At 41.4% G+C, this 19,055-nt stretch carries 16 protein-coding genes; 11 read left to right on the forward strand and 5 right to left on the reverse strand.

Translation table 11 applies throughout. The features are described from left to right. Nucleotides 1-94: 94 nt before the first annotated feature. Nucleotides 95-2,164 (reverse strand): methionine--tRNA ligase, encoded by a 2,070-nt coding sequence (gene metG / locus B3297_RS18845; protein WP_286779255.1) that lies wholly within the window; start codon nt 2,162-2,164, stop codon nt 95-97. Nucleotides 2,165-2,574: 410 nt separating this feature from the next. Here metG and B3297_RS18850 point away from each other — a divergent pair, with 410 nt between their 5' ends. Then, nucleotides 2,575-3,477 carry a S66 peptidase family protein gene (locus tag B3297_RS18850; protein ID WP_286779256.1) on the forward strand — a complete coding sequence of 301 codons (903 nt, stop codon included), beginning with the start codon at nt 2,575-2,577 and terminating at the stop codon, nt 3,475-3,477. A gap of 41 nt (nt 3,478-3,518) precedes the next feature. On the opposite strand, the gene B3297_RS18855 is transcribed toward B3297_RS18850, so the two are convergent. Next, entirely contained in the window at nt 3,519-4,349 is an 831-nt protein-coding gene (locus B3297_RS18855; RefSeq protein ID WP_286779257.1) for a universal stress protein, read from the reverse strand. Between the two features lie 236 nt (nt 4,350-4,585). Here B3297_RS18855 and B3297_RS18860 point away from each other — a divergent pair, with 236 nt between their 5' ends. Next, complete coding sequence (locus tag B3297_RS18860; protein WP_046673771.1) at nt 4,586-4,993, forward strand: DoxX family protein; 408 nt, start codon at nt 4,586-4,588, stop codon at nt 4,991-4,993. A gap of 89 nt (nt 4,994-5,082) precedes the next feature. Here the strand turns inward: B3297_RS18860 and B3297_RS18865 are convergent, their stop codons facing one another. From B3297_RS18865 to B3297_RS18875, 3 genes are all read right to left on the reverse strand, one after another. Then, on the reverse strand, nt 5,083-5,913 hold the full coding sequence (locus tag B3297_RS18865) for a universal stress protein (protein WP_286779258.1): 831 nt from the start codon (nt 5,911-5,913) through the stop codon (nt 5,083-5,085). Nucleotides 5,914-6,169: 256 nt separating this feature from the next. Then, nucleotides 6,170-8,296, reverse strand: a complete 2,127-nt coding sequence (locus B3297_RS18870; RefSeq protein ID WP_286779259.1) for a carboxy terminal-processing peptidase — start codon at nt 8,294-8,296, stop codon at nt 6,170-6,172. A 207-nt stretch (nt 8,297-8,503) separates the two neighbouring features. Further along, nucleotides 8,504-9,607, reverse strand: a complete 1,104-nt coding sequence (locus B3297_RS18875) for a tetratricopeptide repeat protein (protein ID WP_286779260.1) — start codon at nt 9,605-9,607, stop codon at nt 8,504-8,506. A 315-nt stretch (nt 9,608-9,922) separates the two neighbouring features. On the opposite strand from B3297_RS18875, the gene B3297_RS18880 reads away from it, so the two are divergent. From B3297_RS18880 to rfbB, 9 genes are all read left to right on the forward strand, one after another. Further along, complete coding sequence (locus B3297_RS18880) at nt 9,923-11,203, forward strand: replication-associated recombination protein A (protein WP_286779261.1); 1,281 nt, start codon at nt 9,923-9,925, stop codon at nt 11,201-11,203. A gap of 189 nt (nt 11,204-11,392) precedes the next feature. Then, entirely contained in the window at nt 11,393-12,892 is a 1,500-nt protein-coding gene (locus B3297_RS18885; RefSeq protein WP_286779262.1) for a S41 family peptidase, read from the forward strand. A gap of 385 nt (nt 12,893-13,277) precedes the next feature. Beyond that, on the forward strand, nt 13,278-14,660 hold the full coding sequence (locus B3297_RS18890) for a nucleotide sugar dehydrogenase (protein WP_115045929.1): 1,383 nt from the start codon (nt 13,278-13,280) through the stop codon (nt 14,658-14,660). Nucleotides 14,661-14,740: 80 nt separating this feature from the next. Then, entirely contained in the window at nt 14,741-15,259 is a 519-nt protein-coding gene (locus B3297_RS18895; RefSeq protein WP_115045928.1) for a 3'-5' exonuclease, read from the forward strand. Nucleotides 15,260-15,302: 43 nt separating this feature from the next. Then, the gene (locus B3297_RS18900; protein ID WP_286767956.1) at nt 15,303-15,773 is read left to right on the forward strand and encodes an adenylyltransferase/cytidyltransferase family protein; all 471 of its coding nucleotides are present in this window, start codon (nt 15,303-15,305) and stop codon (nt 15,771-15,773) included. Between the two features lie 81 nt (nt 15,774-15,854). Then, nucleotides 15,855-16,277, forward strand: a complete 423-nt coding sequence (locus B3297_RS18905) for an adenylyltransferase/cytidyltransferase family protein (RefSeq protein ID WP_115045925.1) — start codon at nt 15,855-15,857, stop codon at nt 16,275-16,277. A 1-nt stretch (nt 16,278) separates the two neighbouring features. Next, nucleotides 16,279-17,277, forward strand: coding sequence for a mannose-1-phosphate guanylyltransferase (locus B3297_RS18910; protein ID WP_286767957.1), 999 nt, complete (start codon nt 16,279-16,281; stop codon nt 17,275-17,277). Nucleotides 17,278-17,470: 193 nt separating this feature from the next. Further along, nucleotides 17,471-17,989, forward strand: coding sequence for a winged helix-turn-helix domain-containing protein (locus B3297_RS18915; protein ID WP_286779263.1), 519 nt, complete (start codon nt 17,471-17,473; stop codon nt 17,987-17,989). Between the two features lie 15 nt (nt 17,990-18,004). Then, nucleotides 18,005-19,054, forward strand: a complete 1,050-nt coding sequence (gene rfbB / locus B3297_RS18920; RefSeq protein WP_286779264.1) for a dTDP-glucose 4,6-dehydratase — start codon at nt 18,005-18,007, stop codon at nt 19,052-19,054. Nucleotide 19,055: the final 1 nt, after the last annotated feature.

A 19,055-nucleotide genomic window follows, 5' to 3' on the forward strand; every position in this document is an offset into this window, starting at 1 on the left:
GGATTAATCTTATACCGTTCTTGTCCCGTCGAGATGATAAAAAAGCCTGTTCATACGAACAGGCTTTTTGTATAAAAGAAATGCGGGTTTTATATTAACGTACCGTACTTCCTACTTTAATTGTTGTATCCGGTTTGACAAAATCCAATCGGCCGTCAGCATCTTCTGCCATCAGGATCATTCCTTGTGACATAATTCCTTTGATTTCACGAGGTTCAAGGTTGACCAAAATAGATACCTGACGGCCTACGATTTCCTCAGGACTGAAGAACTCTGCGATACCCGAAACGACTGTGCGTGTATCTAAGCCGGTGTCTATCGTCAATTTTAACAATTTCTTGGTTTTGGCAACTTTTTCAGCAGCTGCAATAGTTCCGACACGGATATCCATTTTAACAAAATCATCGAAGCTGATGTTTTCTTTCGCAGGAGCAACTTTTGCATTATCAGTTAGATTTTTTGCTTTTGCTTCAGCAAGTTTGTTTAGTTGGAAGTCGACTTGTTCATCGGTTATTTTGTCAAATAACAATTGCACTTCACCCAGTTGATGTCCAGTTTTGATCAAAGCATCCGAACCTGCGTCGTTCCAGTTCCCTTGTGGAAAATTAAGCATTTCAAATAATTTGATAGCTGTTTTTGGTAAAAACGGCTGTGCAAGAACAGCAAGATTGGCAACGATCTGAGCGGCTACATTTAGGATTGTTTTGACACGCTCCTCATCTGTTTTAATGATCTTCCATGGTTCTTCATCGGCAAGATATTTGTTGCCTAGACGAGCTACATTCATAAATTCTGCCAATGCCTCACGGAAGCGGAATTGCTCCAAAGAAGATTTGATAGAAGTAGGGTATGCTTTTAGTTCATCCAGTACCGCTTGATCTACAGCTGTTAGTGGCGAGCCGTTCAATACCTTGCCATCGAAATATTTGTGGGAAAGTACCAAGACGCGGTTGACAAAGTTTCCAAAAATGGCAACCAGCTCATTGTTGATCCGAGCTTGGAAATCTTTCCAGGTAAACTCCGCATCTGAAGTTTCCGGTAATATGGATGTCAATACATAACGCAGTTCATCCTGTTTATCGGGGAATTCCTGTAGATACTCATGTAACCAAACCGCATGGTTTCTAGACGTGGACAGCTTGTCGCCCTCCAGGTTCAGGAATTCGTTGGCTGGAATATTTTCTGGTAAAATATAGTCGCCGTGTGCATGAAGAATCGCCGGGAAAATAATGCAGTGGAAAACAATATTATCTTTTCCAATAAAATGGATCAGCGTAGAATCGTCTGCTGGGTTTTCATGGGTTTTCCAATAGTCTTCCCAGTTTTTACCATGGTCCAAAGCCCATTGTTTTGTTGCTGAAATATAACCTATAGGCGCATCTAACCAAACATAGAGTTTTTTACCCTCTGCTTCAGCCAAAGGAACATCAACCCCCCAATCCAGATCTCTTGTCATTGAACGCGGTTGTAAACCAGATTTAAGCCACGATTGACATTGGCCAAAAACGTTGGACTTCAGGATATTTTTCTTTCCTTCGATCAGCCATTTTTCAAGCCAAGGCTGGTATTTATCCAAAGGTAGATACCAGTGTTTTGTTTCTTTCAAAACCGGTGTCTTTCCGCTTAACGTGGAAATCGGGTTGATCAGATCTGTTGGGCTAAGTGATGTTCCACATTTCTCACATTGGTCACCATAGGCTCCTTCGGACTTACAATTTGGACAAGTTCCCGTAATATAGCGGTCTGCTAGGAATTGGTGGTATTCCTCATCATAGTATTGCTCGGAAAATTTCTCGACAAATTCACCTTTGTTGTAAAGGTTCAAGAAGAAATCCTGGGATAACTGGTGATGGATAGGCTCCGATGTACGGTGATAGATATCGAAAGAGATACCAAACTCTTCAAAGCTTTCTTTGATTTGTTTGTTGTATTTATCAATGATTTGCTGTGGGGTGATGCCCTCTTTTTTTGCACGGATGGTAATCGCCGCACCATGCTCATCTGAACCACAAACATAGACTACATCTTTTTGATTTAGACGCAGATAACGGACAAAGATATCCCCTGGGATATAAGCTCCGGCAAGGTGTCCAATATGTAGAGGACCATTGGCATAAGGTAATGCCGATGTGATGGTATAACGTTTTTTATCTAGAATACTCAATGCTTGAAAGTATATTTAAGTGTGTACTTGTTTTCTTTGGCAAACTTAGATAAATTGCTGTTTATATGCAATATAAATGCATGTCATATCGAACAATTTATTCTTGAATTCTTGTTTTGGCTGATTTCTACGATTACGGCAACTTGATTAAAATACGCTGCTATTTAACCTCTTGTTATCGTAGAAATATTATTCAACATAGCGGTAGAAAACTTAGATAAATTTACGTTTATTTGTACATATAAGCACCATATATCAAGTATATTTCTAATCGGACTTTGCAATGTAGCGGTCCTTTTTTTCGAAAGTGTTTGATGTTATTGGCCAGAAAGATTCTTCAGTTCGCTTGCATAGCTGTTGGTGTCTTCGAAGCCATGAAGGTTTTGTTTGATCATTAGCGATAAAAAAATATGTCCAAAATTCCTGATTTTCTGAAAGAAGGCGATAAAGTCGCTATTGTTTGTCCTGCGAGTTTTATACGTGGATCTATTGATGTTGGCATAAAAACATTAGAGAGTTGGGGGCTGGAGGTTGTCATTGGTGAGACTGTTGGGGCATCGTTTCATCAGTTTGCCGGAGATGACAATTTACGCACCGCCGATCTGCAGTGGGCGCTGGATGACCCGTCGATTAAAGCTGTTTTTGCGGCGCGCGGAGGTTACGGCTGTGTTCGTATTGTCGACGACATCGATTTTTCAAACTTTGAAAAAAATCCCAAGTGGTTGGTGGGTTTTAGCGATATTACCGTCTTGCATAGCCATATCCAACGCAATTATAAAATTGCAACAATACATGGACAGATGCCCAAGTCTTTTGAAACGGGGACAAAAGCCTCTTTGGAGACTTTAAAAAATGCATTGTTCGGTCATTATATGGATTTTGCCTACGAGCAAACGTTATTCCCCAATCGTGCGGGTAAAGGCGAAGGAAAACTGGTGGGTGGAAATCTGGCGATTTTACTGTCTGTGCTTGCGTCTGATTCTGATGTCAATTACAAGAATAAAATATTATTTATTGAAGATGTCGGTGAGGCTTATTATTCCATCGACAGAATGCTCTGGGCATTGAAGCGTGCTGGAAAACTCAAAAAATTAAATGGTCTTATTGTCGGTGGCTTTTCTGCCATGAAGGACAACGATCCAGCTTTTGGGCAAAGTGTAGCGGAAATCGTCTGGGATAAAGTCAAAGAGTACGATTTCCCTGTCGCATTTGGTTACCCCGCAGGGCATATTGATGACAATCACGCCCTCATGTTTGGGCGAAAAGTAACATTGGAGACGACAGAAAATTCTGTTCAGTTAACCTATTTGTAGGGATAACCGAACAGCATCTGGCTGCATCATTTATCTGCAGATTATCCCGAATGTACAGGGATGACCATCATGGCAGCCTGACTCTTCCAGGCCATTTTTTGTGCTATACTCGTATTGAATATTCGGCTTAATAAGCCCTTGTCGCGGTGAAAAGTGACCATCATGTCGATATGATTATCGTTGATGTATTGGTTGATCCCCGATGCAATGTCTGCATGGAGTATATAACTATAGATGGGATGATAAGGAGCCAATAAGTCCTGCATGATCGTTATTTCGGCATTTACCGCTTTATTTGCAGGATCTTCTTTGGTCACATGGACGACATAGACCTCACTTTTACGTAATACTTCCGACGCATTCACCAGGAGACGGTTTAATTTTAGTTTGACTTCTTTGAGATTGGTGGCGATCAACATCTTTTTGGGTACCCTAAACTCTGCCCGTGCGGGGACCACCAGCAAGGGGGTGTGACAATTTTCGATCAGCTTGAGGGTATTGCTTCCAAGAAGCAGTTTCTTTAGACCACTTTTACCTGCAGTCCCGACGATGACAAGGTCAATGTTCTCCTCAGCACAGGTGCGGTTTACACCATAGCTAAGTTCATATTCTTCAAGAACTGACTTCCAGGCGATGCCCTCGGGGAAAAGCAACATCAGCTCCTGCTGCCAGGTATTCAGATCTTTTTGTTTTTCTTCCAGTATTTCTGAGTTGCTGATGACAACAGGTTCAGTGCCTACAGTAGGAATTACTTCATAGGTATGGTATAGGACAACCTTTTCAATACCCCAGAGTGGAGCTAATTGCGCGGCATATCGAGCTGCAGCGTAGGCGTTGTCCGAAAAGTCTGTTAACAAGAGTAGGTTTTTCATCCTTATTCGTTATTTGTTGATCCATAATCCGCGGCTAGGTATTGTACAAGCCTTAAACTGTATTTCTATGCTTTTCCATCGCATTATAATCGGGTCTATAACCATTAAATTACACATTAAGTATCATAAATCCAATAGTTTTATGAATATAACAGATCCATTGGGGTGCTCAAATTAAATAATTTCTTTAATTTCGGGAGATTGGTAATTTAAGTTTTAATAATTTAACCGTTTTTATGGCAATTTGGAATTCATTGGGTAAATATCGCGATACAGGACTGTTGATCTTACGTGTTGGATTGGGGGTGATGATGATCATGCACGGTCTTCCTAAGTTACAGGGCGGCCCTGAGCTCTGGGCAGGGGTTGGTAAATCAATGGGTAATATCGGTATTCATTTTATGCCAACTTTTTGGGGCTTTATGGCTGCTGCGACCGAAACTGTTGGTGGTCTATTTTTACTGCTGGGACTCTTTTTCAGACCAGCGGCATTATTGCTCGCCTTTACGATGGTCATTGCCGGATTAATGCACCTTTCCAAAGGCGATGGTATCTCCGGCGCATCCCATGCAATTGAACTATGTTTTGTGTTTTTAGGACTTATCCTTATTGGGCCGGGTAAACATTCGGTTGATAAGAAATAATAGAATCCCAAAGGAAAGACTTCCCGGGGGAAGAACTATACGGCAAAAGCCGCAATTTAAGCTAGATTGCGGCTTTATTAATTTTTCTCTTACGACCTATCCATCGGAATAACCAGTAAGTTGGCGGCGCCATTCCAGGCAATCTTTTTAGATATGCTTGTTTTGAATAGGCTCGCTAATAGGCCTTGCTTTTTATGAAATGACAGTATGAGGTCTATGTGTTTCTCTTTGGCATATTCGGCTATACCTTCTGTAATATCATCATGGCTCATATAGTCGTAAATAGGATGGTATTTGTCTAAGCGCTCGTGCAGATGCTTTAGTTCCTGTGCCAGGTCTGCCGCTGAACCTTCTTTTTTAGCGACATTCAACACATACAATTGTGCATTGAAGGTGTCCAGCACCCGATCCAGGTTGAATAAATCCAATTTTCGGTCCACCTCTTTCAGATCGGTTGTCGCCAATACATTTTTGGGCACGGCAGGATTTACCTTGTGAGAAACGATAAGCATCGGCTTATCGCAGATATCCATCAATGTAATGGCATTACTTCCTACGAGGATCTTTGCAAAACCTGTTTGTCCTGTAATACCCAATGCGACAAGGTCAATATTGTGCGATTTGCACATGTCATTGACTCCCATGGGTAAATCAATATCTTCCATCTGATGGGATAATTCCACTTGTGGTGGGAACAACAATCTAATTTGGTCAAACCACTGTGTCAGTTCCTTCTCTTTGGCCTCTTTCACCTCATCATTGACAATGACAATCGGTTCGTTATTGACAAGGGTAACGCTATTGTAAGTATGGTAGACAATAACTTTTTCAGTTTTCCAGGCCTCTGTACAAAGGGCAACTTGTTTTGCTGCCAGAAGAGCGTTGTCTGAAAAGTCGGTTAACAGGAGAATACGTTTCATGATGTTCTTTTTTATCTATTTAATTTCTAGCACCTGCTGCGCGCACTGTTGTCCAAAATGAATATGATCTACATGAACAATGGAGACCTCGCGCAGTGGAGCTATATTACTAAAACAATGAATGTAGCGATAAGTTACAAAGAAAACGTGAATTTAATGTTAAACTCTCCCTATTGTGATGAGTATCATAAAAAAAGGCAACCGTGATTACGGTTGCCTTTCCTTAGCTCAATGATCGCTTCTGTTACTAGTGAAATTATAAAGGTTTTTTTGTTCCAAAGTTGATGATATAATCGGTCATCACTTTGGCGCTTTCATCTTTCACAAAATCCAGGTCAATTTTAGGCTGGGATTTTCCTTCCTCCCAAGCCGGTTTACCCTGCAATTTCAATAAAGCGTTGATGCGGTCTCTATTTTTCTTGAGGTTGTCATCTTTCTCTTTCTTGAATTTGTTCAGCTCCAATGGAATTTTAACATCCTCATCTTTTTGAGCTTCTTCAATATCCTCTTTCAGATACTTATATTCCAATGAGTTTTTAATGCGTGCCTCGTGCATTGTTTCTAATTTCTTGTCAACGCCACTTAGGTCAGCTACTTTTTTGAAGTTGCTCGATTGGATTTGATCCCAAGGAAGTGCTGATTTTTCTGAGCTCTCTCCAAATTTCTCTGCAGAAAACTGAGAAGGGAATACGATATCCGGTGTAACCCCCTTATGTTGTGTACTACTACCGTTTACACGATAGAATTTGCCCAGCGTGATATTGATCTGCCCATATTGAGGAGCACCTTCTGGGGTGTCCGGATCTTTTTCACCTGAGGCTTTTAGGAGTAAGCGGCTAGTCGGGCTAATGACACGTGACATATCGATTGCCGATTGCACTGTTCCTTTACCATAACTTTGAGAGCCTAATATAATTCCTCTGCCATAATCCTGGATAGCTCCGGCAAAGATTTCAGAAGCCGAAGCTGAGAAACGGTTGATCATGATGCCCAATGGACCATCCCAGGACACACCGGCATTTTTATCTTCTTCGACATCGATATTATTTTTTGTATCCCTTACTTGTACAACTGGACCTTTATCAATAAATAAACCTGTCAAATCAATTGCCTCCGGTAATGATCCGCCGCCATTGAAGCGTAGATCGATGACCACAGCATCAACTTTTTCTTGCTTCAAGGTGTCTAGGATTAACCTGACGTCTCTCGTTGTGCTCTTATAGTTTGGATCGCGTCTTCTGTAAGCGTCAAAATCCATGTAGAATTTAGGAATGTTGATGATACCTATCTTATACATTTTTCCGTCTGCACCTTTCACGTTCATGATCTCTTTCTTTGCAGACTCTTCTTCAACGACGATTTTCTCACGTACTAAAGAAACAATGCGCGGATGAGAGTTCATTGGCTGACCTGCAGGTATAATTTTTAGGCGAACAATTGTTCCTTTTGGCCCTTTGATTTTTGCTACAGCAGCATCGAGTCTCCAGCCAATAATGTCTTCAAATTCACCATCTTTTCCTTGGGCAACTGCAATGATCTTGTCATTGACATGAATGCTCTTGTCTTTGAATATCGGTCCGCCCGGGATAATTTCATTAATGCTTACAGCCTCATTATCAATCATCAATCGGGCTCCGATTCCTTCAAATGTATTGGCCATTCCTTCATTGAAGGCCTGGGCAAAAGAAGGGTTAAAGTAAGATGTATGCGGATCAACGGCATCTGTCAGTGCTTGCATGACCACCTGAAAAGCATCGTTTGCGTTTGTTTTCTTAGCCTGCGAAATCAAATTAACGTAGCGTTTCTTTAGTGTTTCCACCTGTTTGGTCTTTGCACTATCAGTAGACTTGCCACTTGCAGTTTCTAAGTTAAGCAGATCGTATTTTACGCGTTTGCGCCATTGGTCGTTGGCCTCATCTGCCGTTTTGAACCAGCCTAATTTTTCACGATTAGGTTGGTAATACTCATCTTTTGTATAATCTTGTTTCTTGTCGATTTCTGAAAGCGCATATTGCATTCTGTCCAGGTATCTCTTCGAATAGACATTGAAAATATGGAATGCAGCAGAAAGATCGCCATTTTTGATATCCTGAGCAAGATTGCTTCTGTACGCTTGAAATTCATCAATATCCGATTGAAGCAAGTAATTTTTTCCCTGATCCAGACTTTTGATTAGATTATCGTATATGATGCCCGATATCGAATCATTCATTTTGACCTTTTTGTAGCTCGCATTTTCCAATAATCCAGAGACTTCCTTCGCGATGATCTGATGTTGTGTACTTGGTTTAAGTCCTCCATCTTCAGGCAGCGCTACCCGTGGTTTTGAACCACAAGAAACAATGGATACAACAAAAAGTGCAAATATGAGTTTCCTAAACATATTTTCGACGGTTTTAATAATCATTCTTTTTAAAAAATATTCAGCTCTTATTGATAAGCGTGCTAAATTTAGTGAAATTCGTAGCACAATATCGCAGAATCTAAAAATTTATTTGATTTATCCTTTAATATTTACAAAAAGCTTAAAATCGCTTTGTGAACTGCTCTTTCAACAGACCAATAGAAGAGGCAGATTGTTTTAACTGTTTCAATTATACAGTTCATTTTTCAACTGTGTATAGGCCTTGTAGGTCTGATCAGCAGATGGATAGTCTTTTAACACAAGATACACCTCACCGAGTTTGTCCAATATCGCGAGTGAGAGCTGTTTGTTATTTTCATCCGAAGCCAGTTCAGCAGCCTGCACAAATTCTTTGATCGCTACCTTATAATTACCATCTTTTTGCTTGGATGAAGCCAGCAGGTATTCAATCTCAGCGAGCTCGCTACTTAGTTTTTTGGCATTGGCCAAATCGCGGGCCTGTAGCAAAAACCACTGTGCCTCGGTAAATTTATTTTGCTTAAAATAAATCTCGGCAAGCATTTCCCATGCAAAAATTTTCCCTTCATAGGCTTTGGCCTTATTGAATAGGGGGATTGCACTGCGGATAATATTATTTTCCGCCGCTTTATAATTTCCCTGACCGGCTCGAGCCATGGCAATTAACAGCCAGGCATTGGCTTGCTCCGCATAGCTTTTGCTCGTCATGGCATAGGTATGATAATTTTGTGCACTTTCTTCTGCACGGACAAAGTCGCCACGATACAACTGGAAATTACTGATGTTCATATTGATGGTGGCTATATCATCCTTGTTATCGGTACGATTTGCCAAAGAAAGTGCTTGATATAAAAACTTTGACGCATTGCTGCTATCGTTATTTTTAATTGAAAATAAGGCGGCTTCATTCGATAAGGCATAGCTTGAGATCCAATTTTGAGCGTTCTTTTGTGCCTCAATCGCGTCATTCCAGACATTCGCTGTAGCTGGCATCGGATTCATTAAATATTGAAAATGGCCCAAGTTATTGGTGCTCCGCAGTTGCAATAACAGTCGCTGTAGCAGGAGCTGTCTTGCAATTTCTTTGCTGAAAGACTTCTTGTCCGCATAGTTCTCTGCTAGTATTTCATTGGCCGTTTTTGGAGGCGGTAAAAAATAGACCTCAGGACCGATACCCTTAAATGAAGCATCGTATTGTTTGATCGCGCCCGTATAATCTTTGGCGGCATCCTGTGCGATTACCTGACATGGTATATTCATGAATGCAGTCAAAGCGGTAAATATAGAAATCCAGTATTTTGTCATTCTCATAAAATATTACGTTATCATTAACGTCTACATAAGTTTAGCTAAAGGGCATATTTGAGCAATCTACTCCTTGATTCGATAAACCTGTACGTTCGGTTATGCTCTGCCAAAAGCAATTTACATATATAATAGAGCAAATATGACGAAAAATTGTGTGAAAAAATGTTAAAGTACTATCGGGCGGCGAATGCTGACCTTTAAAATTATGCTTGTGAAAGCCTGAAGCTTATCGCTTTACTGTACTCTTCGTCGAAAGAGCCTGGATGATTAAAGCTAAAATATTTAGTCGCTATGCCGTTTAATTTTTAACTTTGTGTTATGGCGACACGAATTCCATTAGCAGAACGACTTAGACCGCGGCAATTGAGCGATTATGTGGGACAACAGCATATTGTTGGGCCAGATGCAGTACTCTATCATGCCATCCAGCAAAAGAATATTCCTTCCATGATTCTATGGGGGCCTCCAGGGGTTGGGAAAACAAGTTTAGCTTTGTTAATCGCTCGAGAACTCGATCGGCCTTTCTTTTCATTAAGTGCGATTCAAGCGGGGGTGAAAGATATTCGTGAAGTCATCGAAAAGGCCGAGCGGCTGATGAACTTTAATCAAGATCAACCCATTTTATTTATTGATGAGATTCACCGCTTTTCCAAGTCACAGCAAGATTCCCTTTTGGGGGCCGTTGAGCGTGGTCTGGTGACACTTATTGGTGCTACGACAGAAAACCCGTCTTTCGAGGTTATTTCTGCCTTGCTTTCACGATGCCAGGTGTATGTGTTGGAGCATCTTTCCGAACAAGATCTTATCGGATTGATTCAAAGAGCATTGCACGAAGATGAATACTTACAAAAGCAGGCTATTGTCATTGAAGAATATGAGGCCTTGTTGCGGCTGTCTGGTGGCGATGCACGTAAATTGTTAAATGTACTCGAGCTGGTTGTCAATGCGGCCGTATTGCACAAAGAGCCAATTACGAATGCCTTTGTCCTGAAACAGGTACAGCAAAATATGGCTATTTATGACAAGGCGGGAGAGCAGCATTACGATATTATATCCGCTTTTATCAAATCTATCCGTGGGTCTGATCCGAATGCCGCAGTCTATTGGCTTGCACGGATGATCGAAGGGGGGGAGGATCCGTCCTTTATTGCCCGGCGACTGTTGATTTTGGCTTCTGAGGATATTGGCAATGCCAACCCCAATGCCCTGTTGTTGGCCAACAATTGTTTTCAGGCAGTCAATGTTATTGGATGGCCCGAATCACGTATCATTCTGTCGCAAACGGTGATCTATCTGGCTACTTCGGTTAAAAGCAATGCTTCCTATGAAGCCATCAATAAGGCGCAGGCCTTGGTGAAACAAACCGGAGATCTGTCTGTACCGTTGCATATCCGTAATGCGCCGACCAAATTGATGAAGGACTTAAATTATGGCGCCGAATACAAATATGCACATGCCTATCCGGGGAATTTTGTCGTTCAGGAATTTCTGCCCAAAGAAATTAGTGGTGTCAAATTGTATGAGCCCGGGCAAAATCCGCAGGAGGAAAAACTAAGACAAAGTTTACGGGACAAATGGAAGGAAAAATATAAGTATTAAATCAATATGTCATAAAAAATAGGCTTGGCAGGTATTTTTTGATTTTGTTAAAACTATCGCATGCCTTTGCTTGTTCTTCTAACGTTTTTCAATAGGTAGTAAACACGCTGGCACTCCCCATGGTCGGCGTGTTTTTTTTATTGCGGATCAACTTAAATTATTTATGTTTGTTTTACAAATGTTTCAACTATGAACTTAGCGCCTTTAAAACAAACAGGACGTTTGACTATTCTAGCACTGACTGGACTTTTAGTCCTCTCCTGTAAAAAGGATACCCCTAAACCTGAACCCGAGCCCGAACCAGTCGAGCGTACCGAAGCCCAGTTGATTAAGGATGATATCTACAAGTATTATAAACTATATTCACTTTGGGACAAATCTATTCCTGATTATACCAGTGATCCCTCCAAGTTTACAGATCAATATAACTCTGCTGATGCTGTTTTAGCAGCCCTCAAAGCATTTACTCCAGCACATGCTGCCTATAAAGAGCGTGTATTAGACAGGTTTTCCTATATGGTGGGACTTGATGGCTATAACACTGGAGCAAGGGCTTCCAGCAGATTGATGATGGATACCAATGATGGCTATGGTATTTATAATAGCTTTGGGACGGAGGATGGGAAAACGGCTTATCCAATTATCTATTTTGTCGAAGGAGGTTCACCCGCACAACTAGCAGGTTTAAAACGTTCGGATTATATTACTGCTGTCGGTAACGATTCAAACTATTCACTAGCTGTAACTTGTGTAGGTGAGGATTGTAGCTTTAATGAAGACGAAAGAGATAAAATTCAGAATAAACTCGAGACTGCGCTGAATGCCGGTACGCTTAATTTACAAATTAAACATCAAGACGGAACAACAGTGTCCAAAAATCTTACTTACGCCAATGGCTATATCATTGATCCGATTTATAAAGATACTGTCTATACACATAATGGAACTAATGTAGGATATTTGGCCCTGTCTTCCTTTGAAGAGATCAAAGGTAGTGCAACCAACAAAAAAAATATGGACGATGCCTTTACGAAATTCCAAAATGCTAATATCAAAAGCCTGATTGTCGACCTGCGTTACAATGGTGGGGGTTACGTGGAATCTTCCGCCTATGTTGCCGATAAAATCGCCGGAACTATCGGTGCGGATAAGCGGTTGATGTTGACTTATGATGTGAATGAATACATCAAAAAGGATGCGCAGCTCAGCCAAGAATTTGCAAATACCTATTTCAGTGGGAGCAGTAGCCTCAATCTGAAAAAAGTTTACTTTCTCGTGAGCGAAGGTACCGCCTCTGCAGCAGAAATGCTGATCAATGTACTCAAACCACATCTGACCGTACAAGTGATCGCTTCTAGTTCCCGAACTTTTGGTAAGCCTGTTGGTTTCTTTGAAGAAGTGATTCGAAATAAAGTCTCCTTTTGGCCCGTATCCTTTATGCTGCGCAATTCCAAAGGGGTATCTGAGTATTGGAATGGACTTGTTCCCGATATATCCAATATAAAGGATTATGTGTTTGTCGACGTAGGCGATAAGACAGAGACCATGCTGGCGACTGCACTGAACGATGCTGCACCGGGTATTACGACCAAAGCTTCTATTAAAGCTGTAAGCCGAAAGGGATACCGCTTACTTAATCAGGGTGAGGTCAATACCCGTCCTGAGCGCGGCATGATCAAGAAGCGCTAATTACGCAGCTGCAAGTAATTCCTTATTTGTCGGCGAGACTTTTCGGGGATCTTATTATGGTTTTATTCGCCTTGTGTTCGTACCACCTTCGGGCTCGAACAGATCTTGTACAGATCCCGTACAGTCTTTGAACAGAAAATTCCTGTTCAAAGACTGCACAAGGTTCGTTACCAATTGGGCCATTGTCTGGCCACGGCCGAAGCAAGTCCGAACAAAGTACGAATCTTATTGGTCAGCAGCAACCTCCTTTTGTTATCATCGCTACTGTTGACTGCGAAATCAAGAAGGTTTTGTTTGTGGGAAAGGAACATGTTAAGTAAGTTTGTAGATTCAACTATATCATTGAAATCGTTAAGTCTTTATGGCATTAAAATATTTCATTTAAATGAGAAAAATAACAAAAGTAGCTTGCATTGGAGCGGGATATGTAGGAGGCCCTACCATGTCTGTTATAGCAAATAAAAATCCATCCATAACGGTGACTGTTGTGGATATGAATGCCGAGCGTATAAAAGCGTGGAATGCCTCGGATCTCAGTCAGTTGCCTATCTACGAGCCAGGTTTGGCAGATGTGGTGGGTGAATGCCGGGGAAGGAATTTGTTTTTTTCGACAGAAGTCGATCGTGCAATTGATGAAGCCGATATGATATTTATCTCTGTCAATACACCTACCAAATCCTATGGAAAAGGAAAAGGGCAGGCGGCAGATTTAAAATACATCGAACTTTGCGCGAGACAAATTGCGGCGGTATCCAAAAATGATAAAATTATTGTGGAAAAGTCCACCTTACCGGTGCGGACGGCGTCAGCGCTTAAAAGTATATTAGACAATACCGGAAACGGAGTTAATTTTCAAATTCTTTCCAATCCCGAATTTTTGGCCGAAGGAACAGCAATAGCCGATCTAAATGAGCCTGACCGTGTTCTCATTGGAGGTGACCATGAATCTGCTATAGCTGCACTTGTGAGCCTATATGAATCTTGGGTTCCTCGCGAGCGTATTATCACGACAAATTTGTGGTCCTCAGAGCTTTCCAAGCTGGTGGCTAATGCATTTCTGGCGCAGCGGGTTTCCTCTATAAATGCAATATCTGAGTTATGTGAAGTCACGGGAGCCAGTGTGCATGAGGTGGCGGCCGCAGTCGGGCGGGATAGCCGTATAGGGAACAAATTTCTAAAAGCCTCCGTAGGGTTTGGTGGATCTTGTTTTCAGAAAGATATTTTAAATTTAGTGTATATAGCACGAAGTTACAACTTGCATGCTGTGGCTGATTATTGGGAACAAGTCATCATCTTAAATGACCATCAGAAGTCCCGATTTGCGGATAAAATAGTTCAGTGGATGTACAATACCGTGAATGGTAAAAAGATCGCCTTTCTGGGCTGGGCATTTAAAAAGGAAACAAATGACACCAGGGAATCTGCTGCCATCTATGTGGGCGATCAGTTGCTCAGCGAGGAGGCGGCGATTACAGTCTATGATCCCAAAGTTCCGGCATCACAGATCTATAAGGACCTAGATGCATTGGGGACACGGAATCCAGCTGATAACCGCGCATGGGTAACGGTGGCAACAGACCCCTATGAGGCTATAAAAGGAGCTCATGCTATAGCGATATTGACCGAGTGGGATGAATTTAAAGATTATGATTGGGAGAAGATCAAATCCAGTATGAATAAGCCATCTTTTATTTTTGATGGACGTAAGCTATTGGATAGAAAGCAGCTGGAATCGTTAGGATTTATTTATTATGGCATTGGCGAATAAGAAATAACCTTTCGTCAGCTTGTATAAACCCGCGCAAGAGTGAAACAAATGTATTATATCAAAGTTTTAGTTAATAATAAATGGTAGAGGGGTTAAGTTTTACAGCTATAGATTTTGAAACAGCGACAGCCAATCAGAACTCGGCATGTGCCATTGGGCTCGTTGTTGTTGAGCATGGTCTTATTGTGGATGAGTTTCATTCCCTGATTCGACCGCCCGGAAATCAATATATGTGGCAGACTACGCGCGTACACGGCATCAAACCACGTGATACATTCGACTCGCCGACTTTTGAAGAACTTTATTTTAAAATTAAGCCCCTTATCGCCAATCGCATGATGGTGGCCCATAATGAACTGTTTGATCGCAATGTACTGCGCAAGACGATGCTGCATTATAGTTTGCCCTATGAAAGCCTTGGCCTCTCCAATCAGTGGGAGTGTACATTTAAAATTTATCAAAGCAAAGGTTTTAAGCCTGCACGTCTTAATGCGTGCTGTGAAGTAATGGGGATCGACTTAAATCATCATGAAGCACTTTCCGATGCCCGGGCTTGTGCGGAGCTTTTTTTGATGCATAAGCTTGAACATAAAAAATAAGTCAGTATATTTAGGTGCCAGTTGTTTTAGGCATACACTTTGTTTGCAACTAATACACTTTATTAATCATCATATGATAAAAACACCATTAAAAGAAGCACGGGTCGGCATTACATTTAGTGCTTTTGACCTGTTGCACGCCGGTCACATCAAGATGCTCGAGGATGCCAAGCGGCAGTGCGATTATCTGATCTGCGGTCTGCAGACCGATCCGACCCTGGATCGTCCCGAGAAAAACAAACCTGTACAGACTGTTGTTGAGCGGTATATACAGCTTAAAGGGTGCAAGTATGTCGATCAGATTGTTCCCTATGCGACGGAGCAGGACTTAGAAGATGTATTGCGGTCTTTTAAGATCGATGTGCGCATCGTAGGCGATGAATATCGCGAGCGCGAATTTACCGGACGTCAGTACTGTGAAGAACAAGGCATAGATCTCTATTTTAATAGCCGTGACCATCGGTTCTCAAGTTCAGGTTTACGCCGAATTGTTGCCGAAAAGTCGGAGCAATAATTCGAATTGACAATTACAAATAGACATAGCGGTATTTTCTTACAGAAGACTGCTGATTATTAAACTGATAAATCCTTTCAAATGAAAATAGGCATTACATTTGGCGTATTTGATTTGCTGCATGCCGGTCATATTATGATGCTGGAAGAAGCCAAGCGTCACTGCGATTATTTAATTGTCGGATTGAATACCGATCCTTCAGAAGTTTCTCCCGAAAAAGCAAAGCCCACACAGACTATCGTAGAACGCTATATTCAACTGGAAGGCTGCCGATATGTTGACGAGATTATTCCTTATGAGACAGAGCAAGATTTGATCGATATGATCAAAGCCTTACCTATCAATCTTCGTATTATCGGCGAAGAATATCGCGATGCTGATTTTACAGGCAAGAAATACTGCGTTGAGGAAGGCATAGATATCTATTACAATAAGCGTACACACCGATTTTCAAGTGCCCAGCTGCGCAGAGTCGTCTATGAAAAAGAAACCACAAAGAAATAAGATGAATAAAGTTATACATGTCGTCCTGACGGGCGGCGTAGGGAGCCGTTTATGGCCCCTTTCGCGAAAAAGCTACCCTAAGCAATATCTTTCACTGTTTAAAGAAGGTTCGTTATTCGAGATGACCGTTAAGCGCAATCAGCCCCTTTGCGGACAGGTTATTGTGGTCGGCAACCGGGACAATCACTTGCTGAGCAGAGAGGTGATGGAAACCCAAGGTATCGCTTATCTCGATATTATCGAAGCTACGCCCCGCAATACGGCTGCTGCTATTGCTTTTGCTGCCTTTGCTGCTCAGCCCGATGATATTTTGATCGTAACACCTTCGGATCATGTTATAGTTGGTGATGAGGCATATCAGGATGCAATCAGTGAAGGAATCGAAAAAGCAAATAAAGGCTATATCGTGACCTTCGGTATCAAGCCCACCCGTCCCGAGACAGGCTATGGCTATATCGAATATAAAGATGATCATGTTCTTTCCTTTCGCGAAAAGCCCAATCAGGATACTGCCGAAGATTTTATCGAACGTGGCAATTTCCTGTGGAACTCTGGGATGTTTTGTTTTCGCGCAGATACTTTTCTTTCTGAACTGCAGACCTTTGAGCCCAAAGTTTACGCGACCGCGCTTGCTGCCTGGCAGCATCGCCGCGATGGGGAACTCGATGTTGATCTGTCCAAAGAGGTTCCATCTATATCAGTAGACTATGCCGTTATGGAACGTTCAAAAAAAATTCGTGTTGTTGCTACTGCTTTTGATTGGTCTGATCTCGGCTCTTTCGAGTCCATGTATGATTATCTCAAATCAACCGGGCACCCTGTCGATGAAAATGGTAACATGGTCATAGGTACCGATACCTATACTGCATTTGTAGGTCTGAAAAATGCAATCCTAGTCTATACCAAAGATGCTATTTTGGTTTTGCAAAAGGAAAAATCACAGGACGTTAAAAAGATTTACAATACATTAGAGCGACATCAGTCAAAATTGATCGATTAATACCAAAGGTGCATTGTATTCCTAAGCCTTACGTCTACACTTTCATCTTACTGAAGATATAAAACAACATTTTTCCAACAGTATTGATCGTCGATTTTTTAAGATAAAATAATATAAAGTTAAAACTAATTCACTATACGGATTTGATAATTTAAATCCGTATGAGTACTTTTGTTGCTCAATAAGCTATCCAATGCTAGAAACTCTGATTACTTCAAAGACACGGCTGAAATTGCTGATCAAATTTTTTGTATCAGCAACAAACAGGGCACATCTGCGAGGCTTGGCAGAGGAGTTTCAGGAATCTACCAATGCCATTCGTAAGGAATTGAATCAACTTTCAGAAGCTGGTTACCTCGAACGTAAAACTGAAAAGAATAAGATCGTATATAGTGCCAATACGAAGCATTCGTTATTTAGGCCTATCCAAAATTTGATCCATACGTTTTTGGGTATCGACCAGCTGGTGGAGCAAGTGCTTGACCAAGCGGGTCATATTCAGGAGGTTAGTCTATTGGGCGATTATGCTAAGGGCTTGGACACCGGAACAATCGAGGTCCTTATTTTAGGGGATGATATAAATGAGGCATACTTATTGCTGTTAGCGGACAAGATTGGGGAACATTTGGGTAAAAAAGTATGTATCTATTTTAACGAAGCTTTCAGCGAACAAAAGATTAAACTTTATTTGAATACCGATTTAATAAATTAATAGATTTTAAGCTATATGAATAAAACAATTATCATTACCGGCGGAGCCGGATTTATAGGTTCCCATGTGGTACGTGAGTTTGTTAATAAATACCCCGAATATCATATTATCAATCTGGATGCTTTGACGTATGCGGGTAATTTAGAAAATCTAAAGGACATTGAAAATAAACCCAATTATCAATTTATAAAGGCGGATATTACCGATGCCAGTTTGATTTTTGATATTTTTCGTCAGCACCAGCCGGATGGTGTTATTCATTTGGCTGCCGAATCCCATGTAGACCGATCCATTACAGACCCCACAGCCTTTGTGATGACCAATGTCATTGGTACAGTCAACCTGCTAAACGCTGCGAAAGAGATCTGGAAGGAAAATTATCAAGGGAAGCGTTTTCATCATGTTTCTACCGATGAGGTTTTTGGCGCATTAGGAGCGACAGGATTGTTTACTGAAGAGACTAAGTACGATCCACATTCGCCTTATTCTGCGTCAAAGGCATCTTCCGACCATTTCGTACGTGCCTATCACGATACCTATGGCCTTCCAATTGTGCTGACCAATTGCTCGAATAACTATGGACCAAATCATTTCCCGGAAAAGTTAATTCCCCTGTGTATCCACAATATATTAAATAATAAGCCATTGCCTATTTATGGTGATGGGAAATATACACGGGATTGGCTGTTTGTTATTGATCATGCCAAAGCGATCGATCTGGTTTACCATAATGGTCAAAACGGCGGCTCCTATAACGTTGGCGGATTCAATGAATGGCAAAATATAGATTTGGTGAAGGAATTATGTAAGCAAGTCGATGAAAAATTGGGGCGTCCGGCTGGTACTGCTGCGGAGCTTATTACTTTTGTGAAAGATCGACCAGGCCACGATTTACGCTATGCCATTGATGCCAGCAAGATTAATCAGGAATTGGGTTATCAGCCATCTGTAACCTTTGAGCAGGGGCTTTCCATCACCATCGATTGGTTTTTAAATAATCAGGAATGGCTAGACCGCGTTACTTCAGGCGACTACCAAAATTATTACGCAAATCAATATAATTAAT

This window comes from Sphingobacterium sp. UBA3519 (genome assembly GCF_002377215.1).
GTDB lineage: Bacteria > Bacteroidota > Bacteroidia > Sphingobacteriales > Sphingobacteriaceae > Sphingobacterium > Sphingobacterium multivorum.